This window comes from Phycisphaeraceae bacterium (genome assembly GCA_020639155.1).
In the GTDB taxonomy this organism is placed as follows: Bacteria; Planctomycetota; Phycisphaerae; order Phycisphaerales; family UBA1924; genus JACKHF01.
Map to the genome: position 1 here is coordinate 2,061,210 of JACKHF010000001.1, position 21,013 is coordinate 2,082,222.

General features: G+C 57.2%; 18 protein-coding genes. 14 read left to right on the top strand and 4 right to left on the bottom strand.

Features of this window, described 5'->3' with window-relative positions; translation table 11 throughout:
- The first annotated feature begins 34 nt into the window (after positions 1-34).
- The 5 genes from mutL to H6815_08695 all read left to right on the top strand — a co-directional run bounded on the left by mutL (position 35) and on the right by H6815_08695 (position 5,746).
- On the top strand, positions 35-1,942 hold the full coding sequence (mutL, locus tag H6815_08675) for a DNA mismatch repair endonuclease MutL (protein MCB9860516.1): 1,908 nt from the start codon (positions 35-37) through the stop codon (positions 1,940-1,942).
- Between the two features lie 38 nt (positions 1,943-1,980).
- The gene (locus H6815_08680; protein ID MCB9860517.1) at positions 1,981-2,556 is read left to right on the top strand and encodes an RNA polymerase sigma factor; all 576 of its coding nucleotides are present in this window, start codon (positions 1,981-1,983) and stop codon (positions 2,554-2,556) included.
- A gap of 72 nt (positions 2,557-2,628) precedes the next feature.
- Positions 2,629-3,084: a hypothetical protein gene (locus H6815_08685; GenBank protein MCB9860518.1), complete on the top strand. Its 456-nt coding sequence runs from the start codon at positions 2,629-2,631 to the stop codon at positions 3,082-3,084.
- On the top strand, positions 3,084-3,590 hold the full coding sequence (locus tag H6815_08690; protein MCB9860519.1) for a hypothetical protein: 507 nt from the start codon (positions 3,084-3,086) through the stop codon (positions 3,588-3,590). The genes H6815_08685 and H6815_08690 overlap by 1 nt, the downstream gene beginning before the upstream one ends.
- Positions 3,587-5,746, top strand: coding sequence for a VWA domain-containing protein (locus tag H6815_08695; GenBank protein MCB9860520.1), 2,160 nt, complete (start codon positions 3,587-3,589; stop codon positions 5,744-5,746). Before H6815_08690 ends, H6815_08695 begins: the two co-directional genes overlap by 4 nt.
- 9 nt (positions 5,747-5,755) lie before the next feature.
- On the opposite strand, the gene H6815_08700 is transcribed toward H6815_08695, so the two are convergent.
- The 4 genes from H6815_08700 to H6815_08715 all read right to left on the bottom strand — a co-directional run bounded on the left by H6815_08700 (position 5,756) and on the right by H6815_08715 (position 10,393).
- Complete coding sequence (locus tag H6815_08700) at positions 5,756-6,718, bottom strand: fatty acid desaturase (GenBank protein ID MCB9860521.1); 963 nt, start codon at positions 6,716-6,718, stop codon at positions 5,756-5,758.
- A 36-nt stretch (positions 6,719-6,754) separates the two neighbouring features.
- Positions 6,755-8,587: a DUF389 domain-containing protein gene (locus H6815_08705; GenBank protein ID MCB9860522.1), complete on the bottom strand. Its 1,833-nt coding sequence runs from the start codon at positions 8,585-8,587 to the stop codon at positions 6,755-6,757.
- A 274-nt stretch (positions 8,588-8,861) separates the two neighbouring features.
- Positions 8,862-9,509, bottom strand: coding sequence for a methyltransferase domain-containing protein (locus tag H6815_08710; protein MCB9860523.1), 648 nt, complete (start codon positions 9,507-9,509; stop codon positions 8,862-8,864).
- On the bottom strand, positions 9,488-10,393 hold the full coding sequence (locus tag H6815_08715) for an LpxI family protein (GenBank protein ID MCB9860524.1): 906 nt from the start codon (positions 10,391-10,393) through the stop codon (positions 9,488-9,490). The genes H6815_08710 and H6815_08715 overlap by 22 nt, the downstream gene beginning before the upstream one ends.
- A gap of 482 nt (positions 10,394-10,875) precedes the next feature.
- On the opposite strand from H6815_08715, the gene H6815_08720 reads away from it, so the two are divergent.
- From H6815_08720 to flgC, 9 genes are all read left to right on the top strand, one after another.
- Positions 10,876-11,481: a hypothetical protein gene (locus H6815_08720; protein MCB9860525.1), complete on the top strand. Its 606-nt coding sequence runs from the start codon at positions 10,876-10,878 to the stop codon at positions 11,479-11,481.
- The gene (locus tag H6815_08725; GenBank protein MCB9860526.1) at positions 11,478-12,419 is read left to right on the top strand and encodes a hypothetical protein; all 942 of its coding nucleotides are present in this window, start codon (positions 11,478-11,480) and stop codon (positions 12,417-12,419) included. The genes H6815_08720 and H6815_08725 overlap by 4 nt, the downstream gene beginning before the upstream one ends.
- A gap of 31 nt (positions 12,420-12,450) precedes the next feature.
- On the top strand, positions 12,451-14,172 hold the full coding sequence (locus H6815_08730; GenBank protein MCB9860527.1) for an RDD family protein: 1,722 nt from the start codon (positions 12,451-12,453) through the stop codon (positions 14,170-14,172).
- A 194-nt stretch (positions 14,173-14,366) separates the two neighbouring features.
- Positions 14,367-16,871, top strand: a complete 2,505-nt coding sequence (locus tag H6815_08735) for a tetratricopeptide repeat protein (GenBank protein MCB9860528.1) — start codon at positions 14,367-14,369, stop codon at positions 16,869-16,871.
- A gap of 27 nt (positions 16,872-16,898) precedes the next feature.
- On the top strand, positions 16,899-17,426 hold the full coding sequence (locus tag H6815_08740) for a hypothetical protein (protein MCB9860529.1): 528 nt from the start codon (positions 16,899-16,901) through the stop codon (positions 17,424-17,426).
- Positions 17,423-18,397: a GHKL domain-containing protein gene (locus tag H6815_08745; GenBank protein ID MCB9860530.1), complete on the top strand. Its 975-nt coding sequence runs from the start codon at positions 17,423-17,425 to the stop codon at positions 18,395-18,397. The genes H6815_08740 and H6815_08745 overlap by 4 nt, the downstream gene beginning before the upstream one ends.
- Positions 18,398-18,449: 52 nt before the next feature.
- Positions 18,450-20,030: a sigma-54-dependent Fis family transcriptional regulator gene (locus H6815_08750; GenBank protein MCB9860531.1), complete on the top strand. Its 1,581-nt coding sequence runs from the start codon at positions 18,450-18,452 to the stop codon at positions 20,028-20,030.
- Between the two features lie 58 nt (positions 20,031-20,088).
- On the top strand, positions 20,089-20,532 hold the full coding sequence (locus H6815_08755; protein ID MCB9860532.1) for a hypothetical protein: 444 nt from the start codon (positions 20,089-20,091) through the stop codon (positions 20,530-20,532).
- Between the two features lie 29 nt (positions 20,533-20,561).
- Positions 20,562-20,990, top strand: a complete 429-nt coding sequence (gene flgC / locus H6815_08760; GenBank protein ID MCB9860533.1) for a flagellar basal body rod protein FlgC — start codon at positions 20,562-20,564, stop codon at positions 20,988-20,990.
- Positions 20,991-21,013 lie beyond the last annotated feature (23 nt).

A 21,013-nucleotide genomic window follows, 5' to 3' on the forward strand; every position in this document is an offset into this window, starting at 1 on the left:
TCAACAAGCGATGTGCCTTGATATGATCAAGCGAATGTCGCCTGTTTCAGCCCAACCTGCTGCGCCAAAGCGCATCAAGCCGTTGCCGACGCTGGTCGCGAACCAGATTGCAGCTGGCGAGGTGGTCGAACGCCCCGCATCGGTCGTAAAGGAGCTCGTCGAGAACGCGATCGACGCTGGCGCAAAGCGCATCACGGTCGAACTCGAGATCGGTGGCATCGAGTTGGTGCGGATTGTTGATGATGGCTGCGGTATCGAAGCAGATGATCTGGTGCTGGCGGTGTCGCCCCATGCGACGAGCAAGATCGCTGACGCGGAAGATCTCGACAAGGTTGGTTCGCTCGGGTTCCGGGGTGAAGCACTCGCATCAATCGCTTCTGTGTCGAGGTTGATCATCCGTTCGCGGACGCACGCGTCAGAGAGCGCGCACGAACTGACATTTGATCCATCGGTCGATGCGATACCGAACATCAGGCCCGCCAGCGGGCGCGTCGGTACGACGATCGAAGTGCGCAATCTGTTCTTCAACACACCCGCGCGCAGAAAGTTTCTCAAGACACCGAACACAGAGAAATCCCGCTGTCTTGAGGTTGTCCGCCAGATCGCGATGTCGAGACCTGACATCGGGTTTGTGATGCGCAACGACACCATGACCTTGCTTGATGTTGATGCGACTGAGAGTGCGCGCGATCGTGCTGTTGCACTCTTGGGCAGGGAACTGGAGCCGGAACTGCTCGAAGCAACATTCGACGTGTTCGATGATGAGCATGGCGTGCTGGTCTGGGGGCTTGTCGGCACGCCAGCGATCGTGCGCGGCAGCAACAAGGAGCAGTTTGTCTATGTCAATGGCAGGTGTGTGAAGGATCGCGTGATCCAGCATGCGCTTGCTGAAGCGTACCGGGGTTTGATAGAGCCGGGCAGACATCCCACGGCGGTGCTGATGATCGATCTTGCGCCGGACCGCGTGGATGTAAATGTGCACCCCGCAAAAGCGGAAGTTCGTTTTCGCGATTCGTCGCGTGTGCACAGTGCTGTTTTTCGTGCAGTGAAGGAAGCACTGCAGAAAGCAGACCTCACGCCTCGTGCATTGCCGCCGCGAGCGGGTGGATACTCCTCGCCTTCAGCAGTGATGCCTTCGAGCAGCGGCAGTTCGTCATCGCACACGCAGTCGTTTGTTGATTTTCTTCGCGCGCCGACCGGTCAGCAGACCGGTAGATTGTCGTACGAGATACTGCGACAGGCGGTCGAGGGCAATGCAGAGACTGCGAGCGAACCAGCATCGACGGATGATGCTGGTCTCGGCTTGCACGAGCCCGCTGCGCAGATATCACAGCAGCCTTCGCCAGATCCATTTATACCGAGGCCGAAGCGGGGCATCTTGCAGGTGCATCGCAGTTATCTCGTGACGCAGGATGAGCACGGCGTTGTGATCGTCGATCAGCACGCGCTGCACGAGCGCGTGATGTTCGAGTATCTCATGCAGCGGGTCTCGCGTGGTGATCTGGAGAGTCAGCCGCTCCTTGCGCCGGAGGTGCTGGAAGTCTCGTCCGATCAGGTCGCCGCGCTCGATGATCTCCAGCCGCTGCTTGCGCGCCTCGGCATCGAGCTCCGCGCGATGGGGCCGAGATCGATTGCGATCGGCGCATTCCCGTCATTGCTGTTTGAGCGCAAGGTGGAGATGGTGCCGTTTGTCCGCGAACTCCTCGATAAGATAACCGACAGCGCGTTTGCGCCGGACTCAGAGGATGCGCTGCGCGATGTGCTCGACATGATGTCGTGCAAAGCTGCGATCAAAGCGGGCGACCACATGAGCGAGATAGAACTCGAACGCCTGATCGAGCTGCGCGACGAGGTGGATCGATCGTCCTCGTGCCCGCACGGCAGGCCAACGAGCGTGAGACTGACGATCGAGGAACTCGAAAAACTCTTCCATCGGCGCTGAACCTGCATTGTTCACACGATCGGTTATTATCTGCTCGCATGGGTGCAGGCCAGTCACAGACTGATCACGATCTGATTCTCGCGGTGCGCGAGGGTGGCGAGATCGGACGCGCTGCGTTTGCGCAGCTGTACGAACGCCACAAGGCATGGGCGATGTCGGTCGCGTTGCGATTTCAGTCTGATCCCGAGCGCGCGAGCGATGCTGTGCAGGACGCGTTTCTCTCGCTGCTGCGAAAGGGCGGAGCGCTCTACGCAGGCGCACAGTTCCGGACGATCCTGTATCTGCCGATCAAGCACGCTGCAATGCGCCAGTCCAGGCGTTCATCGCGCATCGGGTCGAAGCGGATGCACTCGACCGGTGATGTTGCGGGCACAATCGGGGTTGTGTCGGTGGAACTTGAGACGGGTTCGGATGATAACACACGAGTGCGCGACGCTGTGATGCAACTGCCCGATGCCCATCGCGAAGTCTTGCTGATGCGCTGCGTGGACGATCTGAGTGTTGCAGAGGTTGCTGCTGCGCTGGACATCCCCGAGGGGACGGTCAAGTCCCGGTTGTACCACGCTGTGCGCGGGCTTAGAGGAGTGCTCGGAGGCGACGAAACGTCGCAATAACTATTATTTTCAGTGAAAATATAGTTTTCTTCACCGGATTGAACCGTTCCGGGTGAGTGTGCTTCAAGGTGTGTGACGGACGAAAGACACCCAATCCGGGATCAGCACGAGACGGATGTCCCACCCGAGATAGCTTCACAGGTGCGACAGGCGTTTGATGGGTATCACATCGCGCCAGCATCGCGTGTCGATGACGCGATCAAGCGTGCGCTTGCTCAGCCGCAGCAAACCCGATGGAAGCTGCATCTGGCGGTCGGTCTCGCAGCAGCAGCCGGGCTGGCGCTTGCGTTCGTGCTCCCATCCATGTTGGGAAATCAGTCGCCGCAGGCCGGGTCTCGTGGTGCGAACGGTGTTGTGCAGGGTGATGTAGTTGCAACCGATGGCACGATCATCGACGCGTTCAAGCTCGCAATTCAGATTGAGCGTGGCGAATCCGGGTTGATGGATGTCACGGGCGATGGTGTTGTGGATTGTCAGGATGTTGATGCGCTGGCGATGAAGGCTGTGAAACTGGGAGGGCGCTCGTGATGTCAGCCGTCCGAACAGTCATGGTGCTGCTGGCAAGCGTGATCGTGCTGATGTGCACCGCTGCGTTCACGTCCTCAGCGAAACCAGCTAAGAACGCATCGAATATGCCGGTGTTTCGTGCGTATGACGTGTATCTCGACACGGATAATCAACTGCTCGCTGCGTGGCAGATCGAGGTGTCGATTACCGGTGAAAATGAATCTGTGCAAGCGACGCTTGTCGGCGTTGAGGGTGGCGAGCACGAGGCGTTCGCAAAGCCTGCGTACTACGACCCTGCTGCATTGCATGAGAATCAGATCGCAGAGCGCATTGTGCTTGCAGCATTCAGCACGAATGAGCGGAGCAATCTGCCATCGGGCCATACGCGTGTTGCCCGCCTGCACGTGATGCTTGATGACAACGAAACATATACACCCAATGCAACACTGATTGTCAGCGCAACAACGGATGCGCAGCCGATCAACGCACAGATCGAGATTGTCCCTGCGAATGGAGGAACAGAATGAAGAATCGCTTCGTTACCTTGTGCTGTGCGTTCCTTGGCTTGTGCGCGCTGGGTGTACTCACAAACTGCGGCAACACTTCGTATCAATCGAATGGTGGCTACACCACCCACGCTCAATCTGATGCGTCAGTTCGCAATGGATTCACACTGATGGAGAAAGCGCCTCCGAGCAAGCCCGGCTCTATCTTTGCAGCGACGATAGGGCAAACGATCTCTGTCTCTGCAGACGAGGAGATCTGGGTGATCCAGCGTCCTGTGATTGATCCGAACAGCTCACAGGACGATACGCCCGGTTGCGGCTCAATGATGTGCATCGTGAACACCAACACGACGAACGAAATAGTTGAAGTGCCCGTGCCACTCAAGCACACGAGTGTGTCGGCAAACGTGACAGGCTGGATCGCGAGCGTCGATGTCACGCAGCAGTTCCACAATCCGTTCGATGAGACCATCGAAGCGGTCTACCTGTTCCCGCTTCCGGTCAGCGCGGCGATCAACGAGTTTGTGATGACCATCGGCGATCGACACATCCGCGGGATCATCCGCGAGCGCGAGGAAGCAGAGCAGGTCTACGAAGCAGCAAAGGCAGCCGGGCACACCGCGTCATTGCTCAATCAGCAGCGACCCAACATCTTCGAGCAGAAGGTCGCGAATATCGAGCCGGGCAAGCAGATCGATATCGATATCACGTATTTCCACACGCTCACATGGTCCGACGGATGGTTCGAGTTTGTCTTCCCGATGGTGGTGGGGCCTCGATTCAATCCGCCTGGGTTTACCGATGGGATCGGTGCGGTGGCGCGCGGAAGCACCGGGTCGTCACAGAAAAACACGATCGAGTATCTCAGGCCCAACGAACGCAGCGGGCACGATATCAACGTGAGCGTGTCGATCGACGCGGGCGTATCCATCGAGACAATCGAGTCACTCTCGCACGTGATCCGTGTCAAGCACGATCAGAATAGACCAGAGCACGCTGCTATCGAGCTTTCTGAGAACGATCGCGTCCCGAACAAGGACTTTGTGCTTCGGTATAAGGTTGCGGGCGATGCGATCAAGTCTGTGCTGCTTGCCCAGCAGGATAACGACGGGCAGGGTGGGTACTTCATGCTGATGCTCGTGCCGCCGGACTCATTGCGGGGGCTTGAGCGTGCGCCAGTCGAGATGGTGTTCGTGCTCGATTCGTCGGGCAGCATGCAGGGCGCTCCGATCGAGCAGGCACGACGTGCGATCAATCGCGGATTGATGCTGCTTGAGCCGAGTGACGCGTTCCAGATCGTGAACTTTTCTGATACAGCATCACCATTCGGGCCGCGATCTCTTGATGCATCCGCTGAAAACATCAAACTGGGTCAACAGCACATAAGCAACGTGACATCGGGTGGTGGGACCATGATGATGAACGGCATCAAGACAGCGCTCGGGTTCCCGAGTGATCCGCAGCGTCTGCGATTCGTCACGTTTCTGACAGATGGATTTATCGGCAACGAGCAACAGGTGATGCGCGCAGTGCACGATCAACTTGGGCCAGCACGGGTGTTCTCGTTCGGCGTGGGGCAGGCGCCAAACCGGTTCCTGATGGAGGGGATGGCGCGTGCTGGTCGCGGCGCGGTGGCGTATCTCTCGCTCGACGATTCGTCCAATCGAGTCATGGACACGTTCTTCGAGGCGATCAGCCATCCCGCGCTGACCGACGTGCAGGCGTACTACTCGCCCGGTGCGCAGGTGCGCGAGGTCTATCCGCAGAACATCCCGGATCTCTTCGTGGGCAGGCCCGTCATTCTCACCGGCAGATACGACGGCACGATTGAGAACTCGGTCACGATCACCGGTAAAACGGGGAATCAGAACGTGTCGCTCACAGTGCCTGTGCAGTCGTTCGATGAAAATGCATCGAATGGGAATACATCGGCGCTCTCGACGGTCTGGGCGCGCATGAAGATCGCTGACCTGATGCGCCAGATGTGGCTCTATGGCGAGGATACGTCGAACCAGGTGCGCATGACCGCGCTCACGCATGGACTGATGAGCGAGTTCACATCGTACGTTGCAGTCGATTCGCTCTCGCAGACCGAGGGAACTGCAAAGACAGTCAATGTACCCGTGCTCGTGCCCGATGGCACAACCTTTGAAACGACAGTTGGGCAAGGTGGATAAACACAGGCTCTACACGGATGTTTTCTTCACCCACTGTGGCCCGAGCTTTGGATCAAGCAGATGCGGCAGCATGTCGCGCATTGCCGCAAAGTGTGTTGGAAACAGGTACATCTCGTTCCCATCGCTGTAGACGCGAGGCGTCGCGTCGGGCAGGTCGTAGTACGGGATGCGCGCGTGCCGATGGTGTGTGCCGTGATGATCGACATGCATCTGCGAGAGTGATGCTGCTTTGCCGATTACGCCCTTGTACGAGACCGTTCGCGTCATCGACATGATGGTGTCGCCGTGCATCCCGAGATGCTCGGTGAACTTGCGCAGCGTCTGGAACATGCCCGTCAGCCACGCGGGGATCAGGAATCCGACAAGAAACTCTGGCCACCACCCTTGCTCGTGCGCAATCGTGATCGCGAGCGTCCACACCGTGATGATGAGCATCCACTCAAGCGTGATGCGCCGTCGTTGTGATGGCGGCACGATCGGCCACGAGCGCAGCGTACGAACTGAATAGAGCACGGTGGTAAACACGTAGCCAGCGATCAGTTCTGTCCATGCGTAGATGACGCGCACGAGGCGCGACGCACTCGGCGTGTTATATGGCCAGAACTCGGGATCGCGTTCGTTGCCGAGATGGGCGTGGTGTCTCGCGTGAACGTATCGGTAGACCGAGAGCGGGATGAGCGCGAGCGTGCCTATGGCAATGCCGTGGAGTTCATTGAGCAATCTGTGTTTTACGAGTGTGCCGTGAGCGGCTTCGTGCAGTCTCGCAAGCGCTGCGTGATTCAGCCAGACGATGGGTGACCAGAGCAGGATCGTGACAGGCCACAATCCAAGCTGCCATGTGAAGATACTCAGAGCAGTACAGAGAAGCTGGACAACTGTGCCAATGGTCTGCCACGTGACACGCGGCTTGCGCGATAGAGGCGCAGTAGTTTCGGATGCGCTGGGAGATGGACTGGACGAGAAAGATGGCATCGCACTCATTCTATTGTGAGTGTGCGTGCTGTGATTTCAGTTGGGCTCATCAGATTGTGATGCGGCAGCCTCACGCAGGCTCAGTACGTGCGCGGGAGTTCGGTTGCCAAGCTGCTTGCGAATGATCTCCATCAGATCGCGTTCGAGCTCGGTATCAGCAGGGCCCGGCGACGCAAGCAGAATCTGGATTCCGAATCCGTCCTCGATCTCGGACTGTGCCATCATGATCAGCCGCACGTCGGGCGATCGCGCGACGCGATCCGTGATTGCTTTTCGCACTGCTGGCGGGAGTGGTCGAGCGTACGGCCGATGCACACCTTCGTGGAGTTGACTTTGCAGGTTACTGATCAGCACCGCTGTGACTGGGATCAATCCGAGCGCAACGATCATCAGCACCGTCTGGACCCATCGCGGCACTTCGTCGCCACGCTTGGCTGCATTGAGACCAAAGAATCGGAACACGATCGCTGTTCCGACAACGATCGCGAACAGGTTGGTTGAGAACAGCACACCCGCGCCGAACGCAACGTTAAAATGCCCCTTGATGGTCGCGATCCCAACCGATGCCAGTGGCGGCACCAGCGCGACCGCGATTGCAACACCGACCAGTGTCCCCGCGAGCCCCGGGCGCGCCAGCGCAAACGCAGCAGCAACACCCGACAGCAGCGCAATGAAAAGATCAAACACGTTGGGTGAGCCGCGCGCAAGGATCTCTGCTGAGAGCTCCGACCACGGGCTTGTCAGGCCGATCGCGATCGACGCACCGAGCGCCGCGACGATCCCAACCACCATCGCCTTGACCGCGCGATTGAAGAGCTGGGGATTTCCCTGTACCAGAGACATACCGATTGCAACCAGTGGTGTCATGAGCGGAGCAACCAGCATCGCGCCAATGACCACAGCGGTCGACGACTGGATCAATCCGAGCGACGCGATCGATGCGCTGAGCACCATCATCACAACAAACTCTGTTGACAATCCACCCTTTGAATCCAGCAAGGCGTGGATGTCGCGTCTTTGTTCGCGCGAGAGCATCGGCGCGTGCTGTCGAAGGCGTTCGAGCGTGCGCTCGATGCGTCCCGACCCCGCAGCGTGCGCTGCGCGCAGCACGCCGACAGCGAACGCTGTGTCCGGGCGCTCCTGACGCAGGTTCACCAGCTTGCTGATCATCTGGCTGATCTTCGGAGCGCTCTCCGCATTGAAAAGCACAAGGTCATTGGTTGCGATATGCTCAAACAGCGCCTTCTCCAGCGGCAACTTTGCCTCAATCTGCTTCAGAGACTCCTGCCGGTTCTTTGCCAGTTTGCTCTTCGCTCTTGCAAATACCCTGTTCGAGCGCGCCGGGTTCTTGACATCGGTGATTACTCGCACACCAAGATCATCGCGCCCTACACACCGAGCAGCGTACTGGATAGCAAACGATCCGCCTCCGTCGATCTGCGGGATGAGAATCCGATCGGGTTCAGCGCACTGCCCGACATCGATCGCCAGCACATCCACAGGTGCAGCGCGGATCAACTTTCGCGTTGCAACGTGCGCACTCGACGACCGTTGATCAAGGTCCATGGGAAGAACAAGCTGCTGAAGGTCAAACTCATTGATCGCGTCGAGCACCGCCCTGTGCAGTGCCGGGCCGCGACAGTCGTAGACCTCCGGCTTTGGCATGCCAGGCTTTTCCAGCGTAGATAATGTCGTAGCGATCAACTGGAGAAGATCGTTCTTGTTTGCGCTGACCTTGTCGAGGTGCGAGCTGGAATCCTTGCTGACGCATACGACAACCAGCGCTTGTCCGCACGAGTTCGCAATGTCCGATGCCCACGAGATCGCGTCAAGCCCGAATGCTTCAATGATGACGAGTGCTGCCCGCATGATGGTTATGGTATCACAGGTGCAGTACGTATGTATTCTGGTGTAGTGTGTGAGATTGCTTGCGCTGTGTAGCCTGCTGCGATAAAGCAGTATTACCCCAATGCCGAAATCACCAATGAGCCTCAAGCGATAGCCTGGGAACACTCTCATCTTACAGAACGCGCAACGTTGACCCTGTATTTGTACACTAAGCTCATCAGTAGGGTTTGTATGACTGGATCCCCGCCTGCGCGGGGGGAGGTGATGATGACGATGGCTTCTTTGTGATTTCAGCTCAACTGCTGCATCGCACGAGCGCAAGATACTCGATGTTTCCCGTGCCCTTGCGTTTCTTGCCTTGTCTTGCGCCACCGATCACGGGTGAGGGTGTAAGCCCGTCGCACATGTATCCCATCGATTCGAGCTGCTGAACAGTGTCGTGGGCGATGCGTTCAGCGACTTCAGGAGTCAGCACAATATCCGCATTGCGATCGTGTGTGTGTGCAGTGTGCTCGTAGTGGGGCTTGATGAGTGTGACGATGCAACCATCGGGTTTGAGCCACCTCGCCGCTGCTGGGATCGCGAGCTTCTGCACGGTCCAGCCGAGATCGATCACAACAAGATCGACCTGTTCGACAGGTTCTGTGTGCAGGGCGTTGGATCGTTCCATTACGACCACGCGATCGTCACTGCGGAGCTTCCATGCGAGTTGTCCGTAGGCTGTGTCGACCGAGTACACCTTTGCTGCACCACGCTGGAGCAGGCAGTCTGTGAACCCACCGGTAGAGCACCCGAGATCAGCGCATGTCATTCCGTGCGGGGTGAGTGCGAAGGTATCAAGCGCGTGCGCGAGCTTGAGTCCGCCTCTAGACACGAACGATTCGGACGATTGGTGCAGGTTTTCCTGGGATTCTGGCGTGCTCACTGCTGCCACGTTGTCGATTCGACCTTGCCGACAGGAACGCCGACGATCGCGATTCCGAGTTCGTCAGCGCGGGCAATCATGCGCTCGCGATCGAGCATGATGACATCGCCCGCTGCGAGTGCAAGACATCCTGCGCGATGCTTAGCCATGTTCTCGATGGTGGTCATGCCAACGGTGGGGACGTCGGAGCGCCGATCATGCCCGGAGCGGGCGCCCTTGCAGAGCGTCCAGCCCTTGGCCTTGCAGATGTCGCCCACACGCTCGATCATCCGATCGGTGCCCTCGACCGCTTCGACAGCGATGACATCCTTCTCGCGGACAGCAATCGCCTGACCTATATCAAGACGCAGCGCTTCGGTGAGCATCGGCCATGCGAAGTCGATATCCGCGGCCTGCGCGGGTGTCGGCGCACGCTTGGTCATCACGCCGGAGCTTGAGAGCTGATCCTGAATTGGGAGCGTTGAGTCGAGCAGCTGGATTCCGTCCTTGTCGAGTTCGTCGGCGATAACCGCGAGAATGGCGTGCGAGCGCCGGTCATGCCGCAGGTGCTTGTACCAGTTCCGCACTGTTGTTACATCGGGTATGTTGCGGAACATCCTCAATGGGTCGTGCATGAGCTTTGCCTTGTCAACGCGGCCGACCATGATCGCGTGACGCACACCCTGCTTTCGTAACACTCTGCCCCATCTGCCCATCTTGAGCAGTCCGACTTCTTTAAACGTTGCGCACAACCCGGGGAGTTCCGGCTCGTACTGCCTTGCCAAACCCAGTCCGCACACCGGGTGCCCAAGCTCCCGCAATCCTTCTGCAACAAGGATTGGGAGCCTGCCGCCACCTGCGATGAGGCCGATCGCCGTTGGCGGTGGCGGTGGATCGGGCAGGATGATGAGTGGACGAGGCATAACGGATTGGACTTACATCGGCAGGTCCGCACGTTTGGACCCTGAATCAGCCGCATCATATTCCAAACAAACTCCAATCGGAAGCGATCCGATTCCCTTGTCGTATTGGGATGCAGCAGAATCTGATCCGTTCCGGCCCGAGAACCATACATCAGGGTCGAATCTGTGGGCGTGGCTGATCCGATAGATCATTCAGTATGACCAGTGATTGGCCACACTCCCAGATCGACATTGTCGAAGGTTGCAATGGTGCCGATGCACCCATGCAGCGTTCGACGTTGCCGTGGATTGGCGTGCAGTTCTCATGTACCGGCACCTACATTCGGGTCTACAAACGTCCCGATGCACAAACATATGTTGCGCGATGCCCAAACTGTGGGAAGTCCGTTCGATTTCGCGTTGGTCAGGGTGGTACGAGTTGTCGGCAGTTTGTGGTCCACTGCTGAATCGCACTTTGCGTGCTTGCGAACGTAGACTTGTCCGTGAGTAGAGCAGGCACGAACCAGTCATTTCCAGTTCTCAAACCCACCGGAGTGTGCGCATCAACAGGTGCCATGATTCCGCCCGGCGATATGTACTACGCCGTGCTGGCAGAGTCCCCCGATAGCGATGAAAAAAATCCCTTTGTACGGCAGGACTATTCTCAGGCAGCATGGGATGATGGTGCACGACCCGAACCGCCGCTCACTGTCTTTGCGAGCTGGCGTACGGAGCGACGAGAACCCGGGGAGCACAGCGGTCTGCTGGTTGCTGACGGCGATGCGCTCGAACTTTTCATCGAACTGTGCGATGCGATGGACCACGAGAGCACGCCCGATGCAGAGGATGAGGATGAACAGCATGCTGGCGCGATGACGAATGCGCTGCGATACGTGCTGGGACTTATGCTTTCACGTCGGCGTAAGCTGCGAATCCTGTCCACATCCAATGAGACGATGCGGTTGAAGGTGATGGTTAAGGACCACACCGAGTACGAACGAGAAATCGATCTTCCCACGCCGAAGCTGACAGCAGAGCAGATCGAGCGGGTGGCGATTCAGCTTGAGCCCGCGTTGCAGTCTGCAGCGTCGCAGGGGGAATCGCAATGAGACTGCCAGTGCGCATCCTGGCGTGTCTGACGTGTGTGTTTCTTGTGAGTGGATGTCACAAGCATTCGGATACACCTGCGACAGGTGCGAGACCGGTCGGCGAACTATCCAATGATCTGCCCTCGTATCTCAAGCTTGCTGCGATCCACAATGATCGAGTCACCCAGCTGGAAAAGTTCCGGGCAAACCGTGTTATTGTCGGCATGTGGTACAAGGATGCAGACGGACAAGCTCAGCAGGACCACGTTGAAGGTTCACTCCGGTTCAAGCGCCCGAATGATGTGTACCTGTATCTGCAGAAAGCAGGCGCAGTGGATGTTGCAATACTCGGATCGAATACCGACAAGTACTGGTGGCTGAACCTGCTTGAAGACAAGCAGGCGCTTGTGGGCGAGCATGTACGATTCACACCAGATCGGGTTGGCCGGTTTGCAATGCCGGTGCATCCACTTGATCTGCTTGACCTGCTTGCGATCACTCAGGTGCCGTCCTATCCCGCACGCACGCATGTAGTGCATCGCGACGCTTCTAGGAATGCAGTTGTGATGACCGTGCCGTCAAAGTTTGGTTTTCGCGATATCCTGTTCTCGCCGGGAGACTACCAACCAATTGGTGTTGCGATCTACGACATGATGGGTCATGAGATCGCGCGGAGCGTGCTTGGCGAGCCGGTGTCGGTTGATATTGCGATGGTTCTTGAGAAGGATCAGCCGCGCGTGGCAAGTTCGGCCGAGATCACATTTGCAGGTTCCGATGCGCGTGCAAAGCTGACAATCTACAGCCCCACAACACGAAGCTGGGATCGCAGACAGGATCGCGCGTTTGATGTCGACTACCTGATCGAGAAATACTCAATACGGGATGTTGTGAATCTGGATGAAACACCTGTCGAGGCGATCAGGGTGCCGCTTCCATCAGAGTTTGGGTCAGGGCTGTAGCGTGCGTCGTGTGCCTTTCCCATATTGGCAGATGTGTGCGCGTGTTTCGATCGCGGTGCTTGTGGTGTGGTGTGCAGCTTGCACGCGTGCGCAGGTGCTCGTTGCTTCATCGCCTCCCAGCGCAGAGCTTACAGATGCTGCCGAAACGCACGGATGGATTGTGATGCCCGTCGGTGACATTGATCCGCTCGCATCGATTGGGCAGGAGCCTCGACGTATCGGTGTGTTCCATCTGCCCCCACGCGAGAAGATTCGTGCAGCAAAGAACCGCACGATGGAGAACGAACCCGGACGAGCGGAGCTTGTGATGCGCCTGTCTGAGATGCCGACATGGATAGCAGCACGAGAACGCATGTTTTACTTTGTTTTCTCGGATCGGATTGCGATCGACGATCAACCGACGTGGCGTCATGCGGTCATGTCCTTGCACGTTCTTCCGATGCCGTACGGCAACTCATGGGGGAGAAGCGAGCCCGGACGGCTTGACGCCATGCCCGCAATACCTGATCACGGCGAGATCATCGGATTTGCTGCGACCGAGATGGGTCTCAGTGTCCTGATGCGTTCTCAGCCAGCGGAAGATGGGTCATCCGGTGTCGGTGTTGCATATACATTCATGGTGCTAAAAGATGCACAATGGACTGAGCGCGATCTACCGAATGGTTTCCAGATACCCACGGGGACTGACTGTGTGCTTCTTGTAGGCCAGCAGGGCCCGATGATCGGCTATGCAACGTCTGAGCACGCAGTGTGGTGGGCATGGGAGCAGCTTCCGGGATATGGCGAGCAATCGAGCGATTGGACCTTGAAACAGGCTCCACTAGGTGCTGCAACTTCAACTGCAATCTCAATGATTTCGTTGCAGGGTGAGCCAGCGATTGTCTCGGTAGAACAAACCGAAGGAAACGACTCTGAGTATGTCCTGCACACATGGATGGGCGACGCATTCCAGCGTGCCGGATCGGTTCAGGATGTGCCAGCTGACGCAAAGGCGTTCTCACTCGATGGAAACGCGTCCGTGGTGCTTGCATGGGATCGACGGGAGCAGGACTCGTCTCTCGATCACATGCCGACCGTTGTTGAACTGCAGGTATCGGGCAACGCCGTGATAGAGCTGTTCCGGGGTGTCTTGAACCTGCGCGGCCCCATCGCAAAGTGGGAGCTTCAGGTTGCGACGCTCATGCTGGTGATGCTCACCATTGGTTCGCTCCTGATCGCGCTTCAGCCTGAACCAAAGCGGAATAGAACACACCTGCCAGCACACCGGATTCGTGCATCTCGCAGCCAACGACTTCTTGCGGGTATGTTGGATGTCGTCTTTGTTTCCGCATTGGTCGAGTTCATTCAGTACTTCCTGCAGCAGTTGGACTTTGCACTTGTCGATGATGGCGGCGTACTTTGGGCGAGTCTGTCGCATCTCATGCTTGTAGCTGTCATCGGGTTTCTGTATAGCACATTGACTGAGTTTGCCTTCGGTAGAACGCTCGGCAAGTCGATGACAACCTGTGAGGTTGTCCAGCTTGTCGTTGAGGAGGCATCCCCGCCTCAGAAACCTACTTTCATGCAGGCCGCCGCACGAAATGGTGTTCGCTGGCTGTGTCCTCCTGTGGCGATGTGGGGACTGTTGACCGCACGGGCTCGTCATCAGGGCGACATGATCGCGCAAACAGAGGTTGTTTCGATGATTGATCGTCTGGGTGCCGAGGCTCCTGATCCGGATCGTCGTCAGAACAATCAGTCAGATGAGGCTTAAGAAGCCAGCTTTGCAGCACAGCACTTGAGAGCAGACTCTTGGTTTTCAACCGTTGCCTTGGTCCATATAACATGGCTGTATCCTCGGCGAATCCTGCGCAGCGCAAACAACCGATTGATGCGCAAGAACATCCGATTCATGATGGCAGGATGCCCGAGGGATCGTGATGTGGTGGTGCAACACTGAGGCCATGGATGGCGAAGAAGGACGCAGTCCAACCAGACACTTCTCCCGAAGCACCCGATCGTGCGAACGATGCGTCATCGGCATTTGAGCGGTTGCTTGGATCGTGGGAAATCCCCGCGATGGTTATGAGCGGGCTGCTCCTGGTTGGTGGTCTTGCCTATGCAACACTCACCGCCCCAAGTCCAGATTATCGTGGGATGCTTGATCGTGCAGAGCAGAAGATCGAGCAGGATGCCTACACAGAAGCACTCGACGAACTGAACAACAAGGTGCTGCCGTATGCGCACAAGAAGTCGTTTGGTGCACGAAACCGGGCACGGTTCCATGTGCTGCGTGCGCGTGCGCTGTATATTGGCATGCGTGAACAGGGCACAGGCGACGAACAGCAACATAAAGCGATTCTGACCGAGTATCGCGATGCGGAACGCTATGCAGGGAAGCTTAGTGCGCGGGATCGATACTTTGTTGGCAACACGCTCATCAGCCTTGAATGGTTTGATCGGTTACCACAACTTACAGAAACCTTTGGTGAAGATGATACCGAGCTTCAGCGTGAACTTATGCGTCGCGGTATTCGTGCAGCAATCGACAACAGCAGGACTGACGACGCATATATGCTGATCAATCTGTTCGGTGAAGATCAGAAGCTGGAGATCAATGATCGTGCGTGGTCCGAGGCGCGGCGGGCGGAGTTGTTGCTTGCATCAGGGCTCAATGACGATGCCCTGCGGCATCTGTTGCGCTGGATTCCACGTGCTGACCGTGCGTCTGTTGACGAGCGAGGTGAGCTGCAGTTGCTGCTTGGTAAAGCGTACAAGCAGAAGGGTGACTATCCAAATGCGCTGATCCAGCTTGAGCGTGCCAACACCCTGCTGGAAGCACAGGGTCAGTTGGGTTCAGAAGCTCTTGTCCAGCTCGCACAGGTTGAAGAGAGCATGGGAAATACCGATTCAGCGCGGGATCGGTACCTGCATGTGACCAAACATTTTCCCGGTAGCGAGCAGGCAATCCACGCGCAGCTTGGTCTTGCAATGACAGAGGCTGGGTTGCACTCCGACGAGGCAGCGGTTGCCGCATTTGAAAAGCTGATCGCGTTGATCAACGAGCGAAGCCAGAAAACACAGACCACATCATCTATGGTAACAATGGAAGACGTGGTCACGCAGCTTGAACGGGTTGCGCAGGATCGCGTAGAACGAGAAGAACCATCGACCGCGCTGCGCTTTGCGATGCTTGCGAGGAACGCTATCGGTATCGAGAATGCTTCACTCACATTGTTGGAACTGCTTGCAAGAGCAAACTACGGCGAGGGCGAAGCCGTACTCAATGGAGCGATATTAGAGAATGCAAGTCCGGTAGACCTTGCCGACATTGCTCCCGAAACTCGAGAGAGTGCGCGACGACACTTGCGTGCTGCTGGCGCACACTACCGCCTTGCGGCAGAGCGGAGTGTCCTGAGCGACCCACACCTCTTTATTGAGATGCTGTGGTCAGCAGCAAATGCTTACAATAAAGCGGGTGACCATCCCCAAGCGCTTCAGGCATTGCACGACTTTCTTGCAAGCGCACCGGACGACCCCAGACGTGCAGAAGCAGAGTTCCGTGTTGCGCAGATGGATCAGGCTCGTGGAGAATACCAACTTGCAGCAAACAGATATCGAAGTCTAATTGAGCGTGCTCGTGATCCGGATCTTGGCAAGGGTGTCGGACCGTTCGCCGAGCAGAGCTACGTGCCGCTTGCAGCATGTTTGCTGCTTGACACCGATGCATCAAATGATGAGGATGCCGAACTGCTGCTGACAGATGCGGTCAGCGGCCATCGTGGCGATCCAACATCAAAGATTTACCACGATGCCTTGATTGAGCTGGGATTCTTCTACTACAGGCTTGGACGGAATGCTGATGCGGTCGCGAGGCTTGATGAAGCGATGCAGCGGTATCCCGACGATCCGCGCCGGACAGAGGTCAGCTTCAAGCTCGGCGATGCTGCGAGACTCGACGCAGAGCAGATCAACGACAAGATCACAATCGAAGCGATGCCCGAGGAACTCCGCCAGCAGTTTGCTGCTCAGCGCCAGGAACGCCTTCTCCAGGGGATCGAAGCGTTTGATCGTGTGATTGATACGCTCGAAGAGAAAGAATGGCGCAGGCTGACGACGATGGAGCAGATCTATCTGCGGAATGCGTACTTCTATCGTGGCGATTGCGCGATGGCACTCGGGCAGATTGAACGCGCGATAGACATGTATGTCACCGCAAGAAACCGGTTCAGAGATGACCCCGCGTCGCTGGTTGCATTTGTGCAGGTGTTCAACGCGTATCTCGAACTTGGGCAGCTTGAACGCGCTCGCCAGACCAACAACGCAGCAAAGGCCTTCCTTGAGCGCATCCCGGATAGTGCGTGGGATAACCCGGATCTGCCGATGGGGATAACGCAGTGGGAGCAGTGGCTCGAATCGAGCTATCGATTGCTTGAGATGAACAGACAGGCCCAAGCGGGATCCGGTGAGTAAGAGAACCCTGAAAAGAGAAGCACACCAATGACACTGATGTCCAGCAACACACAGACAGATACAAAGCCGGAACAAAATGCTCTCGGTTTCTCGCTTCCTCGAACGGTGGCTTCACGGATTGGTATTGTCGATGATGCACTGCGGGTCGAGAAGTACCTGTACACAAGCCTTGTCGCATTAACCAAGCGCCAGATGCATGCGATTGAGTTGCAGGATACGAATCTGCTGCTGCGCGTGCTGACAGAGCGTCAGACGGTGGTCGACAAACTGGTCGCCCAGCACAAGTGTTTCAAGCCATACCGCAATGTGTGGGACCAGCTTGTCGATGGATTCGACGAGTCGACGCGTGCTCGCATCGAGAAGTCGATCGACGAACTTCGGACCATGGCCGAGCAGGTAGCGGATGCCGACGAAAAAGCAGCAGAAACGCTGAAATCCCGCAAGTCCGCTGTGCAGGAGGAACTCCTCGGAGCACAGAAGACACGCACTGCCTTAAACGCGTATGGCAATAAGAAAACAGGAAATACCGCAAGATTTCAGGACACCCAGGCATGAGTGACGACCGTCTCGAACAATCCGTTGATGTTGAGAATGCGCATGAGATGGATGATCTCATGGCGATGTTCCACACGGTGACAGCGAGGCTGGAATCTTCGCAGCGATCATTGCGGGATGAAGTCTCACATCTTCGTGCAGAACTCCATGAGGCAAACGAGCAACTTGCTCGCTCGCGCAGGCTCGCAGCACTCGGTGAGATGGCAGCAGGCATCGCCCACGAGATCCGCAATCCACTTGGATCTATCGGGCTTGATGCACGCATTCTGTTTGAGGATCTGGATACACAACCGCAGCAGCAGGTGCTTGCCGATCGCATTCGCGGTTCGGTGCGTCGGTTGAACTCGATCGTGGGGGATGTCCTCTCGTTTGCTCGTGAGTGCAGCGCACGGCTGGACAATGTTGATGCTGAGTGCATCGTGGACCGTGCCATCGCACTTTCACTCCCCGGCGTTGAAGATACCGAGCACAAGGTGAGCATCGAAGTGGATGACTCCATCCGATCGCTGGTCCTGACGTGCGATGCGGACCTGCTTGAGCAGGCGATGATCAACGTCATCCGCAACGCAATCGAAGCGATGAATGAGAACAGAGTTGATCAACCCTGGATCTGCATCGGTGCGCAGTCAGACGATGCTGGTCGGGCAATCATCGTGATTGAAGATGCAGGCCCGGGTATCCCGGATGGGGTTCGGGACCGGATTTTCAACCCTTTCTTTACAACACGCCACACGGGAACCGGTCTCGGATTGGCGATCGTGCATCGGATCATGGATGCCCACGGTGGCGAGATCCACATTGGTGCTTCACAGCGGCTTGGCGGAGCATGCGTCAAACTTGCGCTGCCGAACAGGTCCAGCACGCTGCGCACAAATTTGCGCGTTGATTGTAAAGAAAACGACCATATTCGGACGAATGGACAGCAGCACGAGGTATTCGTGACACAGGGTCTGGTTCGCCAGGCAGGTTGACATCCACACCCCGCCAGGATGAGCGGGCAGACCAGCGCAGGAGATAGGCGCGATGAGAACGGTACTTGTAGTCGATGACAAAGAGATGATGCGTGACAGCGTGGCCGCCACCCTCGGACGCGCTGGAATGAAAGTAATCACCGCAACCGATGGCGAATCTGCACTCGCTTCCATCGCTGAGCGCAGGCCCGATGCGGTGGTCACCGACCTCAAGATGCCGGGGCTCTCCGGGCTTGAACTCATCGAGCGTATCCGTCAGTTCGACGACGAACTTCCAATCGTCCTGATGACAGCATTCGGCACCGTTGAGACAGCCGTCGAAGCAATGCGCAACGGTGCGTTCGACTATGTGACGAAGCCGTTCGAGGGCGATGAACTGATCATTTCCGTCAAACGTGCCATCCAGCACGCGAGCGTGCTTCGCGAGAACGCGCTGCTCCGGGCGGGTGCATCGGCTACATCGTCACCAAGTACCGAAGCATGCGGAATACGTGGTCTTGATCGCATTGTTGGAAACTCTCCAGCAATCCGTCGAGTGAAGGAACAGATCAAGGCTGTAGCTGACTCGCAGTCCAACGTGCTGATTGTTGGAGAGTCTGGCACCGGTAAGGAAGTGGTGGCGCAGGCGATCCACGATCTGAGCTCGCGTGCCGAGAATCCATTCCTTGCAGTGAACTGCGCAGCACTCAGCGAGTCGCTGCTCGAGAGCGAACTGTTCGGTCATGAGAAGGGTGCATTCACAGGCGCGGACAAGATGCGCAAGGGACGTTTCGAGCTTGCAAACACCGGGACGCTGCTGCTCGATGAGGTGAGCGAGGTCAGTCTGAGCATCCAGGCAAAGCTGCTCCGCGTACTCCAGGAACGCATGTTTGAGCGCGTCGGGTCATCTACCACAATTGGTGTTGATGTCCGCGTGCTCGCAACGAGCAATCGTGATCTGCCAAAGTCGGTGCAGGCTGGGCAGTTCCGTCAGGACCTGTTCTTCCGCCTGAACGTGGTGCCGATCCATTTGCCGCCGCTGCGCGATCGTCTTGAAGACGTGCCAGCACTGGTTGAAACATTTATCACACGGATCTGTGCGCGCGAAGGTCGTGAGCCGATCGCGATTGAGCCTGAAGCGATGGAACTGATGTCCTCGTACCAGTGGCCCGGCAACGTGCGCGAACTGCAGAATATCTGCGAGCGTGCAGTGGTGCTCTCAAACGGTACCGGTGCAACTGTCATCACACGCACTCTTATCGAGCCGTGGCTTGGTGCAATCGAGAATGCGGATCAGGATCCGCTCGACACGATCGTTGGCGGCCTTGGCAACGCTATCCTGACGGGTGGGCGGTACGCATCGCAGGTTGAACCGAAACCAAATGGCTCACACGCTCCAATTGGTCAGTCGGCGGCCAGTTCGATCGGACACTCTATGTCAGACTATGGGCACGAACCGATGCAGGCTCCGCGTCTCATGATCCCGCCCAACACGACACTGGAAGAGATGGAGCGCGAAGCCATCGTGCAGACATTGCGCCGGTTCAACGGGCATCGCGCAAAGACCGCCGAAGCGCTCGATATTGGCGTTCGTACGCTGGGTCTGAAGCTCAAGAAGTGGAAGGAAGAGCAGCTTGTTCCCGCGTCACTGTGATTGCGACGCGCAGAAATGAGCATGTTCTTCCCGGCATGCACTTTGCGGGAGCTTCACCATGATCGCGCAGGATATCGCCAACTCCGGATCAATCCAGACGCTTGAGATGGCGATGCGGTTCAGTGCGCGCAGGCAGGAGATCCTGGCGCACAATATCGCAAACCTGAGCACACCGAACTTCGAGCAGAAGGATTTGTCCGTTTCCGATTTTCAGGCTGCGCTCTCCGAGGCAGTGCAGAAGAAGTATGAGCGTCCAACATCGCCCGGGAACGACTCACTCCCGTGGCGTGATACCGACGAGATCTCCCTCTCTCGCAGCGGACGCATGCTCGCAGAGCCCAAGGCTGATAGCGGCAACGTGCTCTTCCACGATCGGAACAATCGCGACGTCGAAAGACTCATGCAGGATGTCGCCGAGAACGTGGGCATGTTCAGGCTTGCGTCGGACCTCTTGCGATCTCGATTTGACCTGCTGCGAGCAGCGATTACAGAACGGCCATAGGAACAGAGACAACACACGGATGAGACACCATGTACGGCGCACTTGACATCTCGACCAGCGGCATGATCGCCGAACGCACGCGGATGACCGTTATCTCGGCCAACCTTGCGGGGCGCGAAGCGATTCTTGATGCCGAAGGGAACGTGAATCCATATCGCAGACGCTTTGCGATCTTTGAGGCTGGCGACCCGAACGCCACGCACGCAAGCGGGCGCGATATGGGTGTTCACGTGAAGGAGGTATGGGCGAATCCGGATGCGATTCGGCTGAAGCACGATCCGTCGCATCCGCTTGCGTACAAGGATGGGCCGAACGCTGGATATGTTCCGATGCCCGACATTGATCCGATTACGGAACAGGTTGACGCAATGGAAGCATTGCGGTCATATGAGGCGAATGTTGTTGCGGCAGAAGCAACCAAAGCGATGATGGCTCAAGCGATCCGTTTGATCGCGTAGAGCCGGAGTTCTGAGATGAGGTA